We start from the raw sequence: 21,307 nt of genomic DNA on the forward strand, positions 1-21,307 counted from the left end.
ATTAACAAAGAGAATTAATCTCTTCTTGGTCTTCTTGGTCTTGAGCTGTCGCCAAAGTTTTCTGAACGTCTTGGAGCTCTGTCAGAGCCGCCTTCGCTTCTTGGAGCAGAGCTTCTAAAACCACCTTCTCTTTTTGGACCAGATGAATTTCTATCGCCTCTAAAACCTCCTTCACGTGATCCTCCGTCTCTTGAGCCAGAGTTTCTATCGCTTCTAAATCCTCCTCCAGAACCTTCACGTCTTGGAGCAAAATTTCCTTCTCTTCTTTGTCCGCCAGAACTGCGTCCGCCGCCACGATTGTTGTGGTCACGTCTTCCGCCTCCGTCATTTTTAGAAATTTCAACATTAATACGACGTCCTTCTAATTGAACGTTGTTTAAAACATCCATTACTTTATCAGTATGCTGCGGATCTGTGTTAAAGAAAGAGAAACCTTCTTTTACATCAACCTTAAATACATCATCACGACCTAAGTCTAATGTTTCTTTTAGGTAATCTTTTAATGACATCCAGTCAAAATTATCTCTAGAACCAATGTTCACGAAATAACGAACTGCACCATTATTATTGAATTCTCTTCCTTCAGAATCACCTCTTTCGCGTCTTTCTCCCGAAGATTGAGCAGAAATATCTCTGTTCTTTTTATAGTAAGCAATAAAACGGTTAAATTCTACTGATACCATTTTCTTAATTAATTCTTCTTTAGATAAATCTTCAAGAACATTGTTGATTGCTGGTAAATAGTTGTCAATTTCGTGATCAACCTCAGTATCTTTAATTTTATTTGCTAAGTGCAATAATTGGATTTCGCAGATTTCAATTCCAGAAGGAATTGTTTTTTCTTCGAATTTTTGTTTGATAATTCTTTCGATAGAAGAAATTTTACGCAATTCGCTTTTTGTAACGATTACGATAGAAGTTCCTAATTTTCCAGCTCTACCAGTTCTTCCAGAACGGTGGTTGTACGTTTCGATTTCGTCAGGTAATTGGTAGTTAACAACGTGAGTTACGTTATCAACGTCAATACCACGTGCAGCAACGTCAGTTGCAACAAGCATTTGGATTTGTCTTCCACGGAAAGATTTCATTACACCATCACGTTGTGCCTGAGATAAATCTCCGTGTAATGCAGCAGCGCTGTATCCATCTTCGATTAATTTTTCAGCAATAGCCTGCGTGTCTCTTTTTGTACGACAGAAAACTACAGAGAAAATGTCTGGATTAGCATCTGCTAAACGTTTTAGAGCCTCATAACGATCACGTGCGTTAACTAGGTAAAACTCGTGAGAAACGGTAGAAGAACCAGAGTTTTTTGTACCAACAGTAATTTCTAATGGATCTGTCATGAATTGTTTTGCAATTCTTGCAACCTCCTGCGGCATAGTTGCAGAGAACAACCAAGTGCTTTTTTCATCTGGAGTATCCGATAAGATCGATACGATATCTTCGTAGAATCCCATATTCAACATTTCATCCGCCTCATCAAGAATACAGTAATCTATATTTTTAATGTTAACCAAACCTCTGTTGATCATGTCCTGCATTCTACCTGGAGTTGCCACAATAATCTGCGCACCTCTTTTTATATCTCTTGCCTGCTCTGTAATACTAGCTCCTCCATAAACTGCTACTACATTAATACCTTTTTCGTATTTAGAGTAGTTTTTAAGTTCGTTAGTAATCTGTAAACAAAGCTCGCGTGTTGGCGATAAAACTAATGCCTGTGTATTTCTGTTGTCAGCATCAATTTTTTGGATTAGCGGAAAACCGAAAGCTGCCGTTTTCCCTGTCCCTGTTTGAGCCAACGCAACCATATCTGTGTCTTTTTCCAATAATAGGGGAATCGCCTTTTCCTGTACCTCTGACGGATTTTCAAATCCTAGATCTAAAATCGCCTTCAGTAACGATTCATTCAATCCTAATTGTTCAAATTTGTTCATATGTATTTTTAAAATAGGGTGCAAAATTAATGTTAATTATTCAGATAAACTAATGCTTATTTAAGAATTATGTATTTGTTAAGATTTGATTATCAAAAAGTTACACTTTTGTCAAAATCATTTTTTGAATAAACCCCATAATTTGAAGAAAAAATACGTCTTAAAATGTAAAATTTAAGTCTTAAAATGTTGTATTTGAAACAATTATTTTGTCGTGTTCAGAAAATCAATTAGTTGCTGGACTGCTTTTCCGCGGTGCCCGATTTTGTTTTTTGTTTCTAACGGCAGCTGGGCAAACGTCTCACTGTAATTTTCAGGTTGAAAAACCGGATCATATCCAAAACCATTTGTACCCATTTTTGTTGTTGTGATACTTCCTTTAATAATTCCTGTGAATAAGAATTGTTTTCCTTTTAGGTTTAAGGTAATAACAGTCTTAAACTGTGCACTGCGATCCTGTTCATTTTTTAAAGCATCCAGAACCTTATTGATATTATCCTCAGCATTTTTTTGTTCGCCTGCATATCTGGCAGAATAAACGCCGGGCTCTCCATTTAGAGCATTTATTTCCAATCCGGTATCATCTGCAAAACAATCAAAACCGTATTTTTGAGTCACATAATCTGCTTTCAAAATGGCATTTCCTTCGATAGTATCCGCAGTTTCTGGAATATCTTCGTGGCAGCCAATATCTTCAAGACTTAATATTTTAATGCTTTCAGGAAGCATGCTTTGAATTTCTGTAATTTTATTTTTGTTGTTTGATGCGAAAACGAGTTCCATGATGATACTGTTTTAAAAATGATTTTTCGATTAAAAAGGCAAATGTAATTCCGAATGTGTAGGCAGCTAGATCCGACCATAAAAAGCCTTGGCCTAAAACATATCTTCCAAAAAAGGTTTTTCTAAGATTAACCATCCACTCACTTTGATAAAGTTGTAAAAACTCAATAGAATAACAAATAAAAAGAGAAAGTACTATTACGAAGAAAGGTTTTTTTGCTGGAAAAATTATTCGAGTCAAAAAATAAATCATGACGGCATACAGAAAATCGCCCGTACACAAAGGAATAGATGAAATTTTTCTGGAAAGTATTCCTAGGAAAATAATTAAGATAAATAGTAAGGAATAATAGATTCTGGATTTTTTCAAGTTTATTTTTTATTTACTAAAAAAACAAATTTACAAAATAATGGTACTCCTGCATGTAGCACTCTGCAAAAGTTTAAGACGGCACAATGGGGTTGAAATTGTACATTTTTGGTTAAACAAAAATACAAAAGGAGATAGGGGTTGTTTTATTTTATAAATTTATCCAATTACAAACCAGCTATCAAAAACAACCACATGAATACAAAATTTTTCACGCTGATTGCAGCCTTGTTTCTTTTCGGAAATCACAGTTATGCTCAAAAAAACAATTCACTCAATATTAAGAAACAATTAGAATATTGTGCCGAGCAGGCTTCAAAAACCTTAAAAGTAATTCCCGACGATGGTACGTCGCCGCGAACAGTTCCTAATGGAAGCAGTGAATGGAAATTTGTCGGCTATAAAGATTGGACAAGCGGTTTCTGGCCAGGAGAATTATGGTATCTATTTGAAGCTTCTAAAGATAAAAAATGGGAAAAAGAAGCAGATAAATTCAGTAGATTTTTAACGCCCTTGTCTGTAAGTAAAGCGAATGATCACGATCTTGGATTCCAAATTTTTAATAGTTTTGGAAATGGCTACCGATTGACTAAAAATCCAGAATATAAAGAAATCATCTTAAAAACAGCCGACACGCTGGCAGCGCTTTTTAATCCAAAGGTGGGGACTATTCAATCCTGGCCTCATAATAAAATGGGCGGACACAATACTATTATAGACAATATGATGAATCTGGAACTGCTTTTTTGGGCTTCTAAAAATGGCGGCAGTAAAAAGCTCTACGATATTGCTGTAAAACATGCCGAAACTACAATGGCCAACCACTTTAGACCTGATAATACTTCTTATCATGTAATTATTTATGATTATGAAACAGGTAAAAAAATAAAAGGAAGAACAGCACAGGGCTATAGTGATGACAGTATGTGGGCAAGAGGGCAGGCGTGGGCAGTCTACGGATTTACAATGACGTACAGGGAAACCAAAGATCCTAAATTTCTAGATTTTGCGCATAAATTAGCCCGAGTATATTTGGACAAATTAACAACAGAAGATTTAATTCCGTATTGGGATTTTAATGCACCGAATATTCCGAATGAGCCAAGAGATGCATCGGCAGCTGCAATCGTTTCTTCGGCTTTAATAGAGCTAAGTGCTTACACAAAAGACAAAAAAATAAAAGAAGAGTATTTGACAAAAGCCAGAAAAATGGTAACTTCGTTATCAGACCATTATCAAAGTCACGATACAAATTCGGCATTTTTGCTGCATTCTACGGGACATAAACCTGCTGGAAGCGAAATAGACTGTTCAATAAATTATGCAGACTATTATTATTTAGAAGCTCTTTTAAGACTTCAGAAATTAAAATAAATGAAATTATGATCAAGAAAATTGCTCACATTACTTTTGTCCTTACGGCTGCGGTATTATTTGCCAGCTGTAAAAACACCAAGCAAAAACTACAGGAATACGTTAAAACTTATAACAGCACTGCTCCGAGTTTTCAGGCAGAAAATGTTTCGTTAACTACTGCACGAGGTTATATAGAAGACAATAAAATAGAATTGCGTTTTGAAACGAATCTGGAACCAACAGATCAAAATAAATCAGAGGCTTCTGCATCGTTTCCTAAATTATTAAAAGAAATGATTCATAAAGATCAGATTCCACAAGATTTAATCATGGAAGGAGTTCGTTTTGATGTTTATTTTTTAGCGAATGACAATACTGTTTTAGACAAAGAAATTTTAAACAGCGAATCGATTAAAGAATTTTCGAAATAAAAAGCACTTAATTTCAAACTTTTAGGCCGCTTTTATTCTTACATAATCTTAAGTCTCTTTAATTCCAAATTAGAGAGACTTTTTTTATGAAATCTGCCAATTTTAATAATAGCAGGATTTTTTTTATTCTTACAAATCGCAGTTTTTAAATAATATAATTGGTTTGTTTTCAAATATTTATCTTGTGTTTTTGCTTTGTTTTTATTGTTTTTATGATGTTATTTTATTATGTTTGAGTTAAAAAATAACCATAAAACCAATAATTTATGAAAAAAATTACCCAAATCGCATTTGTTGTAGTATTTGCATTATTTTTAGTAAGCTGTAAAAATACCAAACAGAAAATCCAGGATCATGTAAGTTCATATAATACTTCATCTTCTATTAAAGGACACGGAATTACTAGTACAGCGGCAAAAGCATTCTTAAAGGACAACAAAATTGAAATTAGAATTGAAACTAATTTAGAGGAAACAGACGCTAATAAAGCAGCGTACAAAGAATCATTTCCGGCACTTCTTCAAGAGATGATTCAGAACAATCAGATTTCGGCAGAATTAATCAGTGAAGGAGTATCTTTTGATGTTTACTTTTTAGCTTACAATAATGCTATTTTAGCACAACAACTCGTAGATCAGCAGGAATTGGCTGTTTTAGAAAAAGGAGGTGCGGTAGATAATAAAGAAACAGCAAAGCTTTAAGCCTATTGAAAAAAAATACTTTTAGAAAAACAAAAGCCTCTTTAATAATTTTAAAGAGGCTTTGTTTTTTATGAGAACTGAGTCACATTTTTAAGATTGTCAGGGAAATAAGCATCAGATAAATGAGCGAATTCATCACCGCGCATAAAAATATTGATATCAACATCTGCAAAGCTGTTTTTTCCTGCCGCAGCCAATAATTCATTTGCTGCATGTAATGTGTTTTTATGAAAATGATACACACGATCTGATTTATCAGTAACAACCAGACCTTTCATGAGCATTTTATCCTGTGTTGCAACTCCTGTAGGGCATTCATTGTTATGACAGCGCAGTGCTTGTATACAGCCCAGCGAAAACATAAACCCTCTTGCACTGTTGCACATATCTGCACCCAGTGCTACAGCATGCAAAATAGAATAACCCGAAATAATTTTACCGCTTCCAATAATACGCATTTTGTCACGAATGCCTAAACGAACCAAAGTTTTGTTTACGAAGATTAAAGCAGGTTCAAAAGGCATTCCCACACCATCTGCAAATTCTAAAGGCGCCGCTCCGGTACCGCCTTCGGCACCGTCAACAGTAATAAAATCCGGATAAGTATCTTCCGAAATCATTTCCTGACAGATCGTTTCAAACTCGGCTGTATTTCCAATACACAATTTAAATCCAACTGGTTTTCCGTTCGATAAATCACGCAGTTGTTTAATGAACTGGATTAATCCTCTCGCATCAGAAAAAGCGTGGTGTCCCGGAGGAGAGAGAATCATAGTATGCGGTACAACACCTCTTATTTTAGCAATTTGTTCGGTGTTTTTTGCAGCCGGAAGCACACCTCCATGTCCAGGTTTTGCTCCTTGCGAAAGTTTGATTTCAATCATTTTTACGTTGGGAAGGTTTGCTTTTTCAGAGAATTTTTCAGGACTGAAATTTCCTTCCGCGTCACGACATCCAAAATATCCTGTACCAATCTGCCACGTAATATCTCCTCCGCCTGCAAGATGAAATTCGGTCAAGCCGCCTTCTCCTGTATTTTGGTAGAAATTTCCTTTTTTCGCTCCGTTATTAATCGCGCGAACTGCATTTTCACTTAACGAACCAAAACTCATTGCCGAAACATTAAATAAAGAAGCGGAGTAAGGTTGTTTGCAGTCTTTACCGCCGACTAAAACACGAGGCAATTCCTCGTTAACTTTTGCAGGAAAAATAGAATGCTTAATTCCTTCGTAATTATCCGTGTTTAGATTTAATTGTGTTCCGAATGGAGTGCTCGAATCGATGTTTTTGGCTCTTTGATAGACTAAGGAACGTTGATTTCTTGAAAAAGGTTTTCCGTCTGTAGATCTTTCAATAAAATACTGTTGGATTTCTGGCGCTATCATTTCAAATAAATATCTGAAATAACCTAAAACCGGAAAGTTTCGTAAAATAGCATGTTTGGTTTGAAGGGCGTTGTAAATTCCAATAAGTAACAATATTGGTAATACTATAAGTAACAAAACACCTACTTTGTACTCGTAATAAATTGCTGCAACAATTAGAAACAATAAGAATCCGTAAATAAAGAATTTTTTTCTCATGTTTTTAAAAAATTTAATAGGTAATAAATGCGATAATTAATTGAATTTTAAACGTACATACACGTGTTTAATTCCTTTTTTGTCCGATTCTCTTTCATCAATTTCAAAAATTTCAGTCAGAGATTTCAACATTGGCGTCAGTTTAGAATAGCCATAATTTCGAGGATCAAATTCAGGTTTTTTCTTTACAATAAGATTACCGACATCACCTAAAAATGCCCAGCCGTCATCGTCTTCAATATCTGTTATAGTGTCTTCGATAAGCTCGATGGTTTGTTTGTCTACTTTATGGAGTGCTTTTTCGGCAGGTTTTTCAACTGGCTTCTTAACGTCAGCAGCAACTTTTGTTTTCTTTTTCTGAATTGCTCCGTCCAAAACCTCAATATAAATAAATCGGTCACAGGCTACTATAAAAGAGTTCGGAGTTTTCTTTTCTCCAATTCCAATTACTTTCATTCCAGATTCACGCAGTCTGATGGCGAGTCTAGTAAAATCACTGTCGCTTGAAACGATGCAGAAACCGTCTAGTTTTCCTGAATATAATAAATCCATAGCATCAATAATCAATGCAGAATCGGATGAATTTTTTCCGACCGTATAACTGTACTGCTGAATAGGCGTAATGGCATGTTCTAATAAAACCCCTTTCCATCCGTTTGCATTGGGTTTGGTCCAGTCTGCGTAGATACGTTTGGTAGTCGGAGTACCCAGTTTGGCTATTTCTTCCATCATTCCTTTTACATTACTGTAAGGCACATTATCTGCGTCTATAAGAACTGCCAGCTTTAGATCTTTTGAATTGCTTAAAGGCATTATTTCAATATTAAAAATTAAATACTCTCAAAGTTAAAATTTAAATTGGTTTTTATAAGAATTGAACGATGAATAAGTGTTTTAAAATGCACTAATTATTTTCATTATAAATAAGATTGTGTTTTCAGAAAATTAATTAAAGATAAATTTGTCTTTTATATAAGATCTCTCTATCTTTGCTGAGAATAAATTTAATTAAAGATGTTTTCAAAAGCATGTGAATACGGAATTAGAGCTTCCATTTTTATTGCGACCAAATCTTCAAAAGGAATTAGGGTTGGAATAAAAGATGTTGCCAAAGAAATCGATTCTCCAGAACCTTTTACAGCCAAAATAATGCAGATTTTGACAAAAAACGGAATCATTCATTCGGCAAAAGGAGTAGGAGGCGGTTTTGAAGTTTCTAATGAAGCTGTAAAATCAATTAAGTTGATTCAAATTGTAGATGCTATTGATGGCAATAAGATTTACAGCGGCTGCGGTATCGGACTTAAAGAATGCTCAGAAATTCATCCGTGTCCTGTTCATCACGAGTTTAAAAAAATTAGAGGATTACTTTTAGAAATGCTGACGAAAACCACTTTAGAACAGCTTGCTTCTGACGTAAAATCGGGCGATTTCTTTCTAAAAGGATTCCATACAAACGATTAATATTAAATAAATACCTTAAAAATGAATACAAAAACCAAAATTTCGCTATTGATCTTAATGGGGTTTTTAGCAGTCACTTCTTGCGGAAAGAAAGAAACTGTACCAGCAGATCAATCAACAGGAGTAAACGAAACATCTACTGAAGGTGAACCAGCTCCAACAGTGACAGCAACCGAAGAAAATGTTTTAATAATAGAAGGAAACGACCAAATGCAGTTTAATGCCAGTGAATTAAAAGCAGCTGCAGGCAAGCCTATCAAACTGACTTTAAAACACGTTGGTAAAATCCCAAAAGAAGCAATGGGGCACAATTTAGTGATCCTGCAAGAAGGGACAGATCAAACTGCTTTTGCGCTTAAAGCTAACGATGCAAAAGCAACTGATTACATTCCGGAATCTGAGAAAGCTTCAATTATCGCACATACTAAATTACTAGGTGGAGGAGAAGAAGATACCATCGAATTTACAGTTGATAAAAAAGGATCGTATCCGTTTATATGTTCTTTTCCAGGCCATGTGGCTATGATGAAAGGCGTATTAATAGTTGAATAAATAAATCCATAGACTCCAATGCATTTAGCATGGAGTTTTTTTAAAAATTAATAAAAGATAAAAATGTCTTTTATTGTTAAAAATTTATCCCCCAAGAGAAATGAAAAACGAAAAAAAATTATGGATAGTCTTTGCTTTGGTAATGACTATATCCTTTACTGTATTAGGTTATTATGGTTACGAGATTTATCAGCAGGCACCGCCTGTACCGAAGCAGATTGTTACAGATTCAGGAAAAATTGTTTTTTCTGAAGAAGAAATTAAAGACGGACAAAATATTTGGCAGAGTATAGGAGGACAAGAAGTGGGTTCTATCTGGGGGCATGGTGCTTATGTAGCTCCCGATTGGACCGCAGACTGGCTGCATAGAGAGGCTGTTTTTATATTAGATCTTTATTCTCAAAAAGATTTTAATAAAAAGTTTGAAGATTTGGATGCTGAAAAACAATCGGCTTTAAAAGTTCGTTTGCAGAAAGATGTGAGAACGAATCGCTACAATGCAGAAACGGGCATTCTTACCATTTCTGAAAACCGCTTGGCAGCAATCCAAAACTTAAGCGGCTATTATAAAGGTCTTTTTACAAACGATACGCAGTTTGACAAGTTACGAGAAGAATATGCGATTCCTAAAAATGCGGTTAAAGATGTCGAGAAAATGCATAAAATGAATGCTTTTTTCTTTTGGGCAACTTGGGCAACAGTAACAAATCGTCCAGATAATACCATTTCGTATACACACAACTGGCCGTCAGATGAATTGGTTGGAAACGTTGCAACCACAGAACTTTTGGCTTGGTCTGGAGTAAGTATTATTCTGCTTATTTTGAGTATTGGAGTTCTGGTTTTTTATCATGCAAAATCAGGAGAAGAAGAAGAATTTCCGCTTCCTCAAGAAGATCCTATAATCAAGCAGGGCAAAACACGTTCGATGGGTTTGGTGACAAAATATTTCTGGATTGTGAGTCTGCTTATGGTTTTACAAATGATTTTCGGAATCATTACGGCACATTATGGTGTAGAAGGAAACGGTCTTTACGGAATTCCAATCGATCAAATTCTGCCTTATGCCGTAACGCGAACCTGGCATACACAATTGGCTATTTTCTGGATCGCAACGGCATGGCTCGCAACAGGATTATATATCGCTCCAGCAGTTTCGGGCAAAGATCCTAAATTTCAATGCTTTGGTATTAACTTTTTGTTTGTGGCCTTGTTGATAATTGTTTTAGGTTCAATGGCTGGACAATGGTTTGGTGTTATGCAGAAGCTGAATTTGGTTCAAAATTTTTGGTTTGGCCATCAAGGGTACGAATATGTTGATTTAGGTCGCTTCTGGCAGATTTTTCTCTTAGTCGGATTGTTTTTATGGCTGGCTTTAATGTTTCGTCCGCTGCTGCCTGTTTTAAAGAAAAAAACAGAAGAAAAAAACTTAATTATTTTGTTCTTAGTTTCTTGCAGTGCTATCGCTATGTTTTACGGAGCCGGCTTAATGTGGGGAAGACAAACCAACTTAGCCATTGCAGAATATTGGAGATGGTGGGTTGTGCATCTTTGGGTTGAAGGATTCTTTGAGGTTTTTGCAACAGTAGTGATCGCATTTTTGTTTGTTCGATTAGGATTATTAAAAACCAAAACCGCAACACTAAATGTATTATTTGCGACTATAATCTTTATGGCTGGAGGAATCTTGGGAACATTTCACCACTTGTATTTTTCAGGAACGCCCACAGCAATTATGGCTTTAGGAGCGACTTTTAGCGCCTTAGAAGTGGTGCCGCTGACTTTAATAGGTTTTGAAGCTTATCAGAATTATAAAATTTCAAAATCGACGCAATGGATTGCTGATTATAAATGGCCGATCTATTTTATGATTTCGGTAGCATTTTGGAATTTCCTAGGAGCTGGAATCTTCGGATTTATTATCAATCCCCCAATAGCACTTTATTATGTGCAAGGTTTAAATACAACACCATTGCACGGACATACTGCTTTGTTTGGAGTTTACGGAATGCTCGGTATTGGTTTGGTGTTATTCGTATTAAGAAGTTTATACAGAAATGTAAGTTGGAATACCAAACTGCTTCAAATTACTTTTTGGTCTCTGAATATAGGTTTGTTTCTAATGGCAATTTTAAGCTTACTGCCAATTGGAGTCTGGCAGGCAATAGAAAGCATCAATCACGGAATGTGGTACGCGCGTTCGTCAGAATTAATGCAGCAGCCCGAAATGATTACTTTAAAATGGCTTCGTGCAATTGGTGATTCTATTTTCGGAATAGGGTTTATTACAATGGCATGGTTTGTATTTGAGCTTACGCTAAAAAATAAAAACAGAAAAGAATAAAAAACAAGATATAAAATTCAATTATTATGGAAAATTTAAAAAACAAAACAATCGGATCATTTGTAGCTGATGACTTTAGAACGGCTGCGGTATTTTCTAAATATAAAATTGATTTTTGCTGCAAAGGAAACAGAACGGTAACCGAAGTATGCGAAAAACAACAAATTGATGCAGACGTCTTGCTGCAAAATATAAATGAAGTTTTACAGTCTGAAAACAGCGGAAACATTGATTTTAATTCCTGGCCTTTGGATTTACTGGCAGATTATGTAGAAAAAACACATCACCGCTATGTAGAAGAAAAAACAAATGTTTTACTTCCGTTTTTAGATAAACTATGTAAAGTTCATGGTGGAGGTCATCCAGAATTGTTCAGAATCAATGAGTTGTTTATTGGCTGTGCCGGAGAATTATCACAACATATGAAGAAAGAAGAATTGGTTTTGTTTCCGTTTGTAAAGAGAATGGTCAAAACCAAAGGATCAGACGGAATTTTAGCACAGCCTTCATTTGGAACAGTTTCAAATCCAATCGCTATGATGATGAACGAACACGATAATGAAGGAGAACGTTTTAGAGAAATTGCAGCTCTAACAAATAATTATACGCCTCCGGCAGATGCTTGCACTACTTATAGAGTAACGTTTGCTATGCTGAAAGAGTTTGAAGAAGATTTGCACAAACACATTCATTTAGAGAATAACATTCTATTTCCAAAAGCTGTTCTTCTTGAAAAAGATTTTGTTGCAGTAGAATAATAGACTAAAGGTTAGTTTAATAGTTGGAAAAGCACCGATGAAATATCCCAAAACGATAATTGTCGGTGCTTTTTATCTCGAGAAATAAGGGATTAATTTTTTTACCGCAAATTTCATAAATTACACTAATTCTTGCAATTCGTGGATAAAATAAATAAAATACACATTATGTCGCTGCAAAAAAGCTGGATACTCTGCTGTTTTTTTAATTTTCTGATTGCCTGTCTATTCGGATTGTTAATGAGATTGATGTATCTTTTTCCTTTAAATTTTATAAACTACAGTTTCCTGCTTCATGCACATTCTCATGTGGCAATGCTCGGCTGGGTTTACTTGATTGTTTATGTATTGATTGTTCATTTTTTTATCCCAAAAGAAAAAAGTCAAAAATCAATATACAATCGTTTGTTCTGGCTGACAGAATTTTCGGTTATCGGAATGATGATTGCCTTTCCAATTCAGGGATATGCATTGTTTTCGATTTTTTTTTCTACGATGCATATAGTTTTGAGTTACGTTTTTTGCAGACTGGTGTGGAAAGACAGCCTCAAAGATAAATCTCCGTCGCATCAACTTTTGCTTTCTTCTGTTTTGTTTATGATTTTGTCTACTTTGGGAGTCTGGTGTTTAGGACCCGCAGTGAGTACATTAGGAAAACAGAGTGCCGTATATCAGATAGCAATTCAGTTTTTTCTGCATTTTCAGTTTAACGGCTGGTTTATAGCAGCAGTTTTAGCTTTGTTTTTAAAACAATTTCAAGATAAAATAAATGAAATGAAATTTCAGAGGTTTTACTTCTTGCTGATCATTTCGACTATCTTAACGGTTTCTTTTCCGATCAGATGGTATATAGAAAATGATTTGTTGAGCTGTATCAATGGTTTGGGAGTTTTAATTCAGCTGGGCGCATTTATTTATTTTTATAAAATGCTGCAGCCGCAATGGAGTCATTTTAAAAGTACTTTAGACAAAGCTGCTAAAACGGTATATGGATTGGCTTTATGTTCTTTATTTTTAAAAATAGCAATTCAATTACTGACTATTATTCCAGATTTGGCGGAGGTTTCCCATCAAATTCGAAATTTTGTAATCGGATTTATTCATTTAACTACTTTGGGGATCATAACCGGATTTTTGTTTGGAATTTTACTTCAGAATAAAATACTTGCCGCTCATTCTAAAACATTAAAAATAGGCACAGTATGTTTTATATTAGGATATCTAGCAACAGAGGTCTTATTGTTTTTTCAGGGAAGTCTTTTGTATTTTGAAAAAGGAATGATTTCGGGCTATTACCACAGTATTTTTGTTTTTAGTGCCTTACTTGTATTGGGATTACTTTTGATAATGGTATCGATAATAAACAAAAAACAAGAGTCGACCCATTCCTAAAAAATCTCCTCTTGTTTTTCTCCTAAATCAAAATGTTACGCTTTATATTTTACTGTTTCTTTTTACAGCGGTTAGTTACAGAAGTTATAAGAACAATAGCACCTTCATTGAAATGCTGCTCTTCTTTCATAGGATTATTTTTGTTGGTTTTAATTAAGGACAAAAATAAAAGACTGTCTTATTTTTTACTGTGATAAAAATCATATTATGTCATTAAAGAAATCCTGATTTTGATATTTAACAAACTCAAATCTAAAAGGTAAAGCTTGTTAAAAAATGGATGTTGATTATTTTTTAATAAAAATAAATGACACTCTGCATTTTAGAATAATAATTATTATTTTTGCTCCCTGATTAAAAGAAAATTATTACTTCATATATTATGGTAAAAGATTTATTCGAAAGAATTCAAAACAATAAAGGACCATTAGGAAAATGGGCTTCACAGGCAGAAGGTTATTTTGTATTCCCTAAATTAGAGGGAGAACTAGGACCTAGAATGCAGTTTGGTGGAAAAAACATTTTGAACTGGAGTATAAATGACTATTTAGGATTGGCGAATCATCCAGAAGTACGTCAGGCAGATATTGATGCCGCGGCGGAGTATGGCGCAGCTTACCCAATGGGTGCTCGTATGATGTCTGGTCATACAAAATACCACGAACAACTAGAAAATGAATTGGCGGCTTTTGTGATGAAAGAATCAGCTTATTTATTAAACTTCGGATACCAAGGAATGGTTTCTACTATTGACGCTTTGGTAACTAAAAATGATATTATTGTTTATGATGTAGATGCTCACGCTTGTATTATTGACGGAGTTCGTCTGCATATGGGTAAACGTTTTACTTACAAGCATAATGATCTTGAAAGTATGGAGAAAAACCTGCAGCGTGCTACTAAAATGGCACTTGAAACTGGAGGAGGTATCTTATTTATTACCGAAGGTGTTTTTGGAATGCGCGGACAACAAGGAAAATTAAAAGAAATTGTTGCTCTTAAACAAAAATATAATTTTAGACTATTAGTAGACGACGCACACGGTTTTGGTACACTTGGTAAAACAGGTGCTGGAGCAGGTGAGGAGCAGGGAGTACAAGATCAAATTGATGTTTATTTCTCTACTTTTGCTAAATCTATGGCAAATATTGGAGCATTTATTGCTGCAGATAAAGACATTATAGATTATTTAAAATACAATTTACGTTCGCAAATGTTTGCAAAAGCGTTACCAATGATTCAGACAATTGGATCTTTGAAACGTTTAGAATTATTGCGTAATCACCCAGAATTAAAAGATAAATTATGGGAGAATGTAAATGCATTACAAAACGGACTTCGTTCTAGAAACTTCAATATCGGAGATACAAATACTTGTGTAACACCGGTTTATTTAGAAGGAAGTGTTCCAGAAGCTATGGTGATGGTAAACGATTTAAGAGAAAACTATGGTATTTTCTTGTCAATCGTAATTTACCCGGTAATTCCAAAAGGTATTATTTTGTTAAGAATGATCCCAACGACTTCACATACAATTGCTGATATCGATGAAACGTTAAGTGCTTTTGAAGCTATCCGTGAAAAATTAGAGAACGGTACTTATAAAGAAATTGCGAGCCGTACAACGGTTGATTTAGATGCTTAATCTTTCAATAAAATAGATTCTCATGTTTAATGGGAATTATGTAAAAAAATCCATTTGTTATACGAATGGATTTTTTTTTATTTGAAGTAAATTTATAATTCGAAAACACTAAAGCTAAGGATTATGAAAAAAGTATTCGCACTAACACTAATGATTTTGGCTGTTACGACAGCCTGCAAAAAACAAGACCCTGTTACAGGAGAAATTACTCCGACCGCACCAGCAAAAGCAACTATTGAAGAGCCATCTGGAAAACAATGTTACAGTTATTCCGGCAATAATAATTTTGTCGATTTAAGTTTCAATGTAAATTCACATCAAGAAGTAAATGGAACTTTAAGTTACAATTATTCAGAAAAAGATAAGAATGAAGGTATCTTGGTCGGAAACATGAAAGGAGATACGCTGATTGCAGAATATACCTTTACATCAGAAGGTGTTTCTTCTGTTCGTGAGGTAGCTTTTCTAAATAGAGATGCTACTTTTATAGAAGGATACGGTGAAACTGTAGAAGCAAATAATAAAATCACTTTTAAAGATAAATCAAAACTAAAATTTGATCAAAAAAATATACTTAGTAAAGTAGATTGTAAAGAATAACTAAGTATAACTAAAAGTGATATCTAAAAAATCCATTCGTTTTGGGGACGAATGGATTTTTTTTAAATTTAAGTAAGCTAAAATTTAAACGCAAAGCACACAAGGATTTTTAAAAATTATTAGTTTGTTGTATAAAATATAAAAGTTCGCAAAGCTTTGTGTATCCAGCTTTGCGAACTTTATGAGCTTAATATTGATTAAAAATCCTTGCGTGCTTTGCGTTTAATATTTAAAAGTAAAATTATAATAATTCGTTAAGACTAAAACTGAATACTAAAAACTGCCAACTGACCACTTTTTTAAAGATTTTTCAAATATGTTTTTCTTTGGCAGTGAATTGTGGGATCAAAGTTTTTCCAAAGTAGATGAATGGCATTGTTTTCCAGCAATTCTGGAGTTCTAATACAAGTTTGAATTCCTTTTGCCGAAAAAGTTTTGTAATATTCATCAAAAATAATAGCAGTAACACCTTTGTTTTGGTATTCTGGATGAACGCCGATTAGGTAGAATACAACATCTTTACTATGTTTTCTGGCTCTTAAAAGGTGAAGGAATCCAAATGGAAATAGTTTTCCCTTTATTTTTTGCAAAGCTTCTGTAAAACTTGGCATTACAATACTAAAAGCAACCAGTTTATCGTCTTTATCTACCACAAATTTGATGTATTCTGGATTGATAAAACTAATGTATTTTTTCTTGAAATATTCTTTCTGAACGTCTGAAATAGCGACAAATGAGGCTAGTTTTTCATAAGATTCATTAAACAAATCGAACATTTTGTCTACGTGAGGCATAATGTCTTTAGTTTTGGTAAAAGTAAGCGCTTTTAATTCGTAACGTTTTTTTATCAAAGCCTGTGCTTTTTGAAAAAACTCTGGTTTTACATTTGAAAAAGGAAATATACTTTCGATATATTGTTTTTCAACCTGAAAACCCAGCTGTTCTAAATGCGTTACATAATACGGGTGATTGTACCATGTAATCATCGTTCCTACTTGGTCATAACCCTCGGTTAACAAGCCGACTTTGTCTAAATTAGAGAATCCCATTGGGCCTTCTGCGTGTTCTAGATTGTGTTTTCTTCCTAATTCAAACACTTTTTCCAATAATGCTTTCGTAACTTCAATATCATCAATTACATCAAACCAGCCAAAACGTACTTTTCTTTTATGCTGATTATTTACTTCAGACCAATTGATGATTGCCGTAATACGTCCAACAATTTTATTGTCTTTGTAAGCCATATAAAAATACGCCTCGGCATTATCAAAAGCAGGATTTTTTGTTTTGTCAAAAGACTCTAGTTCGTCTGAAATGATAGGCGGTACCCAATACGGACTGCCCTCATACAGTGAAAAAGGGAATTTGATGTATTCAGTTAATTCTTTTTTGCTTTTGGCTTCTTTAATTGTAATCATCTAAGATCGGATGTAAAACTCTTCAAAATGTATTAGAAGAATTTTGGTTAAATGTTATTCGTATTTTGATTTTCTTTTTCTTTCTTGTTCCTGATAATCGGTTTCTCTTTGCTCCATTTGATTATCCTTGTTCTTTTTGGCTTTTTTATCAGCTTTCATAGCCGACATTTTTTCTTTATACCAGCCGTCATAGCGCCAGGAAACACCTACGCCGCCATATAGAATAGAAGGAGTGTTTTTAAAGTTAGTACTAACAGAAGCATCAACCTGCATATTGGCACTTAATAAATAAGCAGCGCCGCCGCGAACAATGTTGTCGCTGTAAAAGTCACTTTTAAATCCTTGAGTTTCTACAAAACCAGACCATTTATCATTAAAACCGTGGGTCAAAGTTAAGACATATCCGTAACTTGGGTAATCTGTAGAGATATAATCTGCGATAATATTAGTGACAAAAACCCATTTTCCTCCACCAAAAAGGTTTTGAGTGATTAAGACTACTTTTGGAGAAATGGCACCATCTTTTGAAAAATAATACGGATTATCTGCTCCGACAAAGTTGGCACCCGCAAATATAGAAACCGCAGGGATCAAAGAATGCCAGTCAAAAGTGTAGTTGGCTTTCCAGCTGTAAATATTTTTGGCTCTCTTGTAATTTTTAAAAGGATCGTAAATTAGATATTTAGCTCCTAAAACAGTCTGTCTGAAATTGTTCTTTTTGTAGCTTGTATAAGGAGTGTCAAAGTTTTCCATTTGATATTGAAAATCAGCAATAAACTCCAGTTTTTCAAGAAATGCACCGTATCTAATGGTCAAGTCGGTTCCAAGACCGCTGGCATCATAATCTAATAAATCGTGTTTTTCTTTGATACCGTAAATACCAAATTCGGCTTGAATAACGTTTTTTCCAACGCTGAAAGCCGACATGGTTTCGCCGGGACGGTTAGAATTGATAACGTCTGTATATTGTGCAAAAAACAGTTGTGGAATAAAAAAAAGTACCGGGGCAAGTAAGTTTTTAATTTTGAACATAAATTTTTTTTTGGGTTAAAAAGTAATAACGCATTTCAAATGTACATATTTTATTATTTATTTAAGATTGATATTTTATTTTTAAAGAACGGATTTATTAATTTTGGAAAAAATTATACAGTTATGCAAGAAGCATCATTTTCAGGTTTGTTTAAAACCATCATGTGGGTTATAGCTTTTTATTATATTTTTAAATTTTTAGCTAGAATCTTTCTGCCGGTATTGGTAAAGAAGGCAGTAGAAAAAGCTGGAGAGAATTTTGACAGACAACAACAGCAATACCGACAATATAATCAAGCTAATTCTTGGCAGAGTACCCGTACTAATACTAATGATGAAATAATCATTGATACGGCCAATGCCAAAAAACCGCGTGAGACCAAAAAGATTGGAGATTACGTTGATTACGAAGAAATAGATTAGATTTGTATCCTGAAAAATAAAGGATTCATCATTTAACCCAAACCAGCCAAAATTGAAAATAGTAAATAAGTTCTATCCGCATGCCCTTGCAATCTTGGGCTTTATTTTTGTTTCATTAATTTATTTTTATCCTGTTCTTCAGGGAAAACAGATTTTTCAGTCCGATATCGCACAATATACCGGAATGGCAAAAGAGCAGAATGATTTTAGAGCTGCGGAACATACAGAACCTTATTGGACCAATTCGGCTTTTGGCGGTATGCCTACCTATCAGCTGGGAGCTCATTATCCAAATGATTTTGTAGGTAAAATTGATGATGTACTGCGTTTTCTTCCAAGACCTGCAGATTATCTGTTTTTATATTTTCTAGGCTTTTACGGCTTATTATTGGTTTTAAAGACAGATCCGCTTAAAGCTTTTATCGGAGCCCTTGCTTTTGGTTTTTCTACCTATTTAATCATAATTTTAGGTGTCGGTCACAATGCAAAAGCGCATGCCATTGCATATATGCCATTGGTTATTGCCGGTTTTATACTGGTTTTTCAGAAAAAATATATTTGGGGAGGTTTGCTCACCATGTTTGCGGTTGCGTTAGAAGTTAATGCCAACCACTTCCAGATGACCTATTATTTATTGATTTTTTTATTAATACTTTCAGGTTATTTTGCTTTCACTTTTATAAAAGACAAAGAATACAAACCGCTTTTAATTTCGATAGGAGTTTTACTTACGGCAGGAATATTTGCTATTGGCGCAAATGCTGGAAATTTATTAGCAACCAACGAATATGCTAAATTCAGTACAAGAAGCAACAGTGAATTGACTTATAATCCTGACGGGACAAAAAAAGAAAACGAGAATGCTTTAAGCCGAGAATATATCACAGAATACAGTTACGGAATTGCAGAAAGTTTTAATCTAATTGCGCCAAGACTTTTTGGTGGTTCTAATCATGAAAATGTGGGTACAGACAGTAGTATGTACCAGTTTATGATTGGGCAGGGAGTTCCAGAATCTAATGCAAAAGATTTTGTTTCCGGAATGCCTACTTATTGGGGAGACCAGCCAATTGTTGCGGCTCCGGCTTATATTGGAGTAGTGGTTTTCTTTTTGGGAGTTTTAGCGTTGTTTATTGACGACAGAAAAATAAAATACGTTTTCCTTGGAGGAGCTCTATTTTCTCTGATTTTATCTTGGGGAAAAAATTTCTCATTCTTAACAGACTTTTTTATCGATTACGTTCCGATGTACGATAAATTCAGAGCTGTTTCGTCTATACAGGTTATTTTAGAATTATGCTTCCCAGTTTTAGCCGTTATGGGATTACAATCCTTTTTTAAAGCAAAAGACGAACCAAAATTACAACAGAAAGCGCTTGTACAGACAGGAGTTTTTGGTTTAGGAGTACTTATTATTTTGGTTATAGCAAAAGGCTTTTTCCATTTTACAGGATCTAATGATCAATACTTTTTAGAGAGTTACGGACCAGGTTTTGTTGACGCGTTAAAAGAAGATCGAATGACGATGTATTACGCAGACTTATTGCGTTCTGGCTTCTTTATTCTAGTTACTTTTGGAATTTTATGGTTGTTTATTAAAAACAAATTCTCTCAGAACACGACCTTAATTATTGTGGGTATTCTGATGATTTTTGATTTGTTTTTTGTGGATAAAAAATATGTTTCAGGAAAAGACTTTGTGAGCCCGGTTCAAATTGCAGCACCGTTTCAGGAAACACCAGCAGACGCTCAGATTTTACAAGATACAACTCACTACAGAGTTTTTGAAATAAACGGGAACATGTCCAGCGCAAGAGCTTCTTATTTCCATAATTCAATTGGAGGTTATCATGCTGCTAAACCTAGAAGAATGCAGCAATTGTTTGATTATCAAATTGCCAAAAATAATCTGGAAGTGCTTAATATGTTAAACGTTAAGTACGTAATCCAAACAGATAAGGAAGGAAAAGAGATTCCAACCGTAAATCCAGATGCTAATGGAAATGCATGGTTTGTAAGCGCTGTTAAATTGGTAAACAAAGCAGACGATGTAATGAAAGCATTGAATACGCTTGATACCAAAGAAGTAGCCGTTTTTAATGTTCATGAGAACGAAAGTAAATTTGAAAACGCACGTGCAAAGAAAGTATGGGATACAACGGGAACCATTAAAGTTGTCGAGTACAAGCCAAATTATATCAAATACCAAGCAGATACTCAAAAAGATGCTTTGGCAGTATTCTCTGAAATATACTATAAAAATGGATGGAATGCTTATATCGATGGAAAATTGACGAACCATTTCCCTGTAGATTATGTTTTAAGAGCTATGGAAATTCCAAGCGGAAAGCATAAGATTGAATTTAAATTTGAGCCTCAGGTTGTTAAAACTGGAGGAACAATTACTTTGATAAGTTCTATCGCAATGTTATTGCTTTTGGCTGGAGGTATTTATTTTGAAAAGTTCTATCGCAAGGATTCAGAAAAAAACAAAACAGCTACTCAGAATTAAATA

Annotated in this window: 19 protein-coding genes; 12 read left to right on the forward strand and 7 right to left on the reverse strand. The window is 34.5% G+C overall.

The window, feature by feature from the left end; translation table 11 throughout:
• Window positions 1-14 precede the first annotated feature (14 nt).
• The 3 genes from C4F50_RS02420 to C4F50_RS02430 all read right to left on the reverse strand — a co-directional run bounded on the left by C4F50_RS02420 (window position 15) and on the right by C4F50_RS02430 (window position 3,093).
• Window positions 15-1,940 carry a DEAD/DEAH box helicase gene (locus C4F50_RS02420; protein WP_193844831.1) on the reverse strand — a complete coding sequence of 642 codons (1,926 nt, stop codon included), beginning with the start codon at window positions 1,938-1,940 and terminating at the stop codon, window positions 15-17.
• A gap of 204 nt (window positions 1,941-2,144) precedes the next feature.
• Complete coding sequence (locus C4F50_RS02425; RefSeq protein ID WP_193844832.1) at window positions 2,145-2,723, reverse strand: non-canonical purine NTP diphosphatase; 579 nt, start codon at window positions 2,721-2,723, stop codon at window positions 2,145-2,147.
• The gene (locus C4F50_RS02430; protein WP_193844833.1) at window positions 2,689-3,093 is read right to left on the reverse strand and encodes a DUF2809 domain-containing protein; all 405 of its coding nucleotides are present in this window, start codon (window positions 3,091-3,093) and stop codon (window positions 2,689-2,691) included. Before C4F50_RS02430 ends, C4F50_RS02425 begins: the two co-directional genes overlap by 35 nt.
• Before the next feature lie 195 nt (window positions 3,094-3,288).
• Here C4F50_RS02430 and C4F50_RS02435 point away from each other — a divergent pair, with 195 nt between their 5' ends.
• From C4F50_RS02435 to C4F50_RS02445, 3 genes are all read left to right on the forward strand, one after another.
• Window positions 3,289-4,467, forward strand: coding sequence for a glycoside hydrolase family 88 protein (locus C4F50_RS02435; RefSeq protein ID WP_193844834.1), 1,179 nt, complete (start codon window positions 3,289-3,291; stop codon window positions 4,465-4,467).
• Between the two features lie 8 nt (window positions 4,468-4,475).
• A complete protein-coding gene (locus C4F50_RS02440) occupies window positions 4,476-4,880 on the forward strand; it encodes a hypothetical protein (RefSeq protein ID WP_193844835.1) in 405 nt (134 codons plus the stop codon).
• A gap of 266 nt (window positions 4,881-5,146) precedes the next feature.
• Window positions 5,147-5,581, forward strand: a complete 435-nt coding sequence (locus tag C4F50_RS02445; RefSeq protein WP_193844836.1) for a hypothetical protein — start codon at window positions 5,147-5,149, stop codon at window positions 5,579-5,581.
• Between the two features lie 68 nt (window positions 5,582-5,649).
• Here the strand turns inward: C4F50_RS02445 and C4F50_RS02450 are convergent, their stop codons facing one another.
• Window positions 5,650-7,164, reverse strand: coding sequence for an FMN-binding glutamate synthase family protein (locus C4F50_RS02450; RefSeq protein ID WP_193844837.1), 1,515 nt, complete (start codon window positions 7,162-7,164; stop codon window positions 5,650-5,652).
• 36 nt (window positions 7,165-7,200) lie between these two features.
• Window positions 7,201-7,977, reverse strand: coding sequence for an NYN domain-containing protein (locus C4F50_RS02455; RefSeq protein ID WP_193844838.1), 777 nt, complete (start codon window positions 7,975-7,977; stop codon window positions 7,201-7,203).
• A 201-nt stretch (window positions 7,978-8,178) separates the two neighbouring features.
• On the opposite strand from C4F50_RS02455, the gene C4F50_RS02460 reads away from it, so the two are divergent.
• The 7 genes from C4F50_RS02460 (at window position 8,179) to C4F50_RS02490 (ending at window position 15,919) form a co-directional block, all read left to right on the forward strand.
• Window positions 8,179-8,628 carry an RrF2 family transcriptional regulator gene (locus C4F50_RS02460; protein ID WP_193844839.1) on the forward strand — a complete coding sequence of 150 codons (450 nt, stop codon included), beginning with the start codon at window positions 8,179-8,181 and terminating at the stop codon, window positions 8,626-8,628.
• A gap of 21 nt (window positions 8,629-8,649) precedes the next feature.
• Complete coding sequence (azu, locus tag C4F50_RS02465) at window positions 8,650-9,180, forward strand: azurin (RefSeq protein ID WP_193844840.1); 531 nt, start codon at window positions 8,650-8,652, stop codon at window positions 9,178-9,180.
• Window positions 9,181-9,280: 100 nt separating this feature from the next.
• Entirely contained in the window at window positions 9,281-11,524 is a 2,244-nt protein-coding gene (locus tag C4F50_RS02470) for a nitric-oxide reductase large subunit (protein WP_193844841.1), read from the forward strand.
• A 26-nt stretch (window positions 11,525-11,550) separates the two neighbouring features.
• Entirely contained in the window at window positions 11,551-12,282 is a 732-nt protein-coding gene (gene ric, locus C4F50_RS02475) for an iron-sulfur cluster repair di-iron protein (protein WP_193844842.1), read from the forward strand.
• A gap of 240 nt (window positions 12,283-12,522) precedes the next feature.
• Complete coding sequence (locus C4F50_RS02480) at window positions 12,523-13,674, forward strand: hypothetical protein (protein WP_348536970.1); 1,152 nt, start codon at window positions 12,523-12,525, stop codon at window positions 13,672-13,674.
• A gap of 382 nt (window positions 13,675-14,056) precedes the next feature.
• On the forward strand, window positions 14,057-15,319 hold the full coding sequence (gene capB, locus C4F50_RS02485; protein ID WP_193844844.1) for a cysteate-C-fatty acyltransferase: 1,263 nt from the start codon (window positions 14,057-14,059) through the stop codon (window positions 15,317-15,319).
• A 123-nt stretch (window positions 15,320-15,442) separates the two neighbouring features.
• A complete protein-coding gene (locus tag C4F50_RS02490) occupies window positions 15,443-15,919 on the forward strand; it encodes a hypothetical protein (RefSeq protein WP_193844845.1) in 477 nt (158 codons plus the stop codon).
• Window positions 15,920-16,218: 299 nt separating this feature from the next.
• Here the strand turns inward: C4F50_RS02490 and C4F50_RS02495 are convergent, their stop codons facing one another.
• Together C4F50_RS02495 and C4F50_RS02500 are read right to left on the reverse strand one after the other, a co-directional pair.
• On the reverse strand, window positions 16,219-17,337 hold the full coding sequence (locus C4F50_RS02495; protein ID WP_193844846.1) for a GTP cyclohydrolase: 1,119 nt from the start codon (window positions 17,335-17,337) through the stop codon (window positions 16,219-16,221).
• Window positions 17,338-17,391: 54 nt separating this feature from the next.
• Window positions 17,392-18,369: a transporter gene (locus C4F50_RS02500; protein WP_193844847.1), complete on the reverse strand. Its 978-nt coding sequence runs from the start codon at window positions 18,367-18,369 to the stop codon at window positions 17,392-17,394.
• Window positions 18,370-18,492: 123 nt separating this feature from the next.
• Here C4F50_RS02500 and C4F50_RS02505 point away from each other — a divergent pair, with 123 nt between their 5' ends.
• Window positions 18,493-18,792 carry a DUF4834 family protein gene (locus C4F50_RS02505; RefSeq protein WP_193844848.1) on the forward strand — a complete coding sequence of 100 codons (300 nt, stop codon included), beginning with the start codon at window positions 18,493-18,495 and terminating at the stop codon, window positions 18,790-18,792.
• 52 nt (window positions 18,793-18,844) lie between these two features.
• Window positions 18,845-21,304 carry a YfhO family protein gene (locus tag C4F50_RS02510; protein ID WP_193844849.1) on the forward strand — a complete coding sequence of 820 codons (2,460 nt, stop codon included), beginning with the start codon at window positions 18,845-18,847 and terminating at the stop codon, window positions 21,302-21,304.
• Window positions 21,305-21,307: the final 3 nt, after the last annotated feature.

Source organism: Flavobacterium hungaricum (genome assembly GCF_015182285.1).
Taxonomy (GTDB): domain Bacteria; phylum Bacteroidota; class Bacteroidia; order Flavobacteriales; family Flavobacteriaceae; genus Flavobacterium; species Flavobacterium hungaricum.

What these genes read in the sequence shown, in the direction of transcription:
- C4F50_RS02420 (WP_193844831.1), bottom strand. Translation starts at nt 1,940, where the DNA reads ATGAACAAATTTGAACAATTAGGATTGAATGAATCGTTACTGAAGGCG.
- C4F50_RS02425 (WP_193844832.1), bottom strand. Translation starts at nt 2,723, where the DNA reads ATGGAACTCGTTTTCGCATCAAACAACAAAAATAAAATTACAGAAATT.
- C4F50_RS02435 (WP_193844834.1), top strand. Translation starts at nt 3,289, where the DNA reads ATGAATACAAAATTTTTCACGCTGATTGCAGCCTTGTTTCTTTTCGGA.
- C4F50_RS02440 (WP_193844835.1), top strand. Translation starts at nt 4,476, where the DNA reads ATGATCAAGAAAATTGCTCACATTACTTTTGTCCTTACGGCTGCGGTA.
- C4F50_RS02445 (WP_193844836.1), top strand. Translation starts at nt 5,147, where the DNA reads ATGAAAAAAATTACCCAAATCGCATTTGTTGTAGTATTTGCATTATTT.
- C4F50_RS02450 (WP_193844837.1), bottom strand. Translation starts at nt 7,164, where the DNA reads ATGAGAAAAAAATTCTTTATTTACGGATTCTTATTGTTTCTAATTGTT.
- C4F50_RS02455 (WP_193844838.1), bottom strand. Translation starts at nt 7,977, where the DNA reads ATGCCTTTAAGCAATTCAAAAGATCTAAAGCTGGCAGTTCTTATAGAC.
- C4F50_RS02460 (WP_193844839.1), top strand. Translation starts at nt 8,179, where the DNA reads ATGTTTTCAAAAGCATGTGAATACGGAATTAGAGCTTCCATTTTTATT.
- azu (WP_193844840.1), top strand. Translation starts at nt 8,650, where the DNA reads ATGAATACAAAAACCAAAATTTCGCTATTGATCTTAATGGGGTTTTTA.
- C4F50_RS02470 (WP_193844841.1), top strand. Translation starts at nt 9,281, where the DNA reads ATGAAAAACGAAAAAAAATTATGGATAGTCTTTGCTTTGGTAATGACT.
- ric (WP_193844842.1), top strand. Translation starts at nt 11,551, where the DNA reads ATGGAAAATTTAAAAAACAAAACAATCGGATCATTTGTAGCTGATGAC.
- C4F50_RS02480 (WP_348536970.1), top strand. Translation starts at nt 12,523, where the DNA reads ATGAGATTGATGTATCTTTTTCCTTTAAATTTTATAAACTACAGTTTC.
- capB (WP_193844844.1), top strand. Translation starts at nt 14,057, where the DNA reads ATGGTAAAAGATTTATTCGAAAGAATTCAAAACAATAAAGGACCATTA.
- C4F50_RS02490 (WP_193844845.1), top strand. Translation starts at nt 15,443, where the DNA reads ATGAAAAAAGTATTCGCACTAACACTAATGATTTTGGCTGTTACGACA.
- C4F50_RS02495 (WP_193844846.1), bottom strand. Translation starts at nt 17,337, where the DNA reads ATGATTACAATTAAAGAAGCCAAAAGCAAAAAAGAATTAACTGAATAC.
- C4F50_RS02500 (WP_193844847.1), bottom strand. Translation starts at nt 18,369, where the DNA reads ATGTTCAAAATTAAAAACTTACTTGCCCCGGTACTTTTTTTTATTCCA.
- C4F50_RS02505 (WP_193844848.1), top strand. Translation starts at nt 18,493, where the DNA reads ATGCAAGAAGCATCATTTTCAGGTTTGTTTAAAACCATCATGTGGGTT.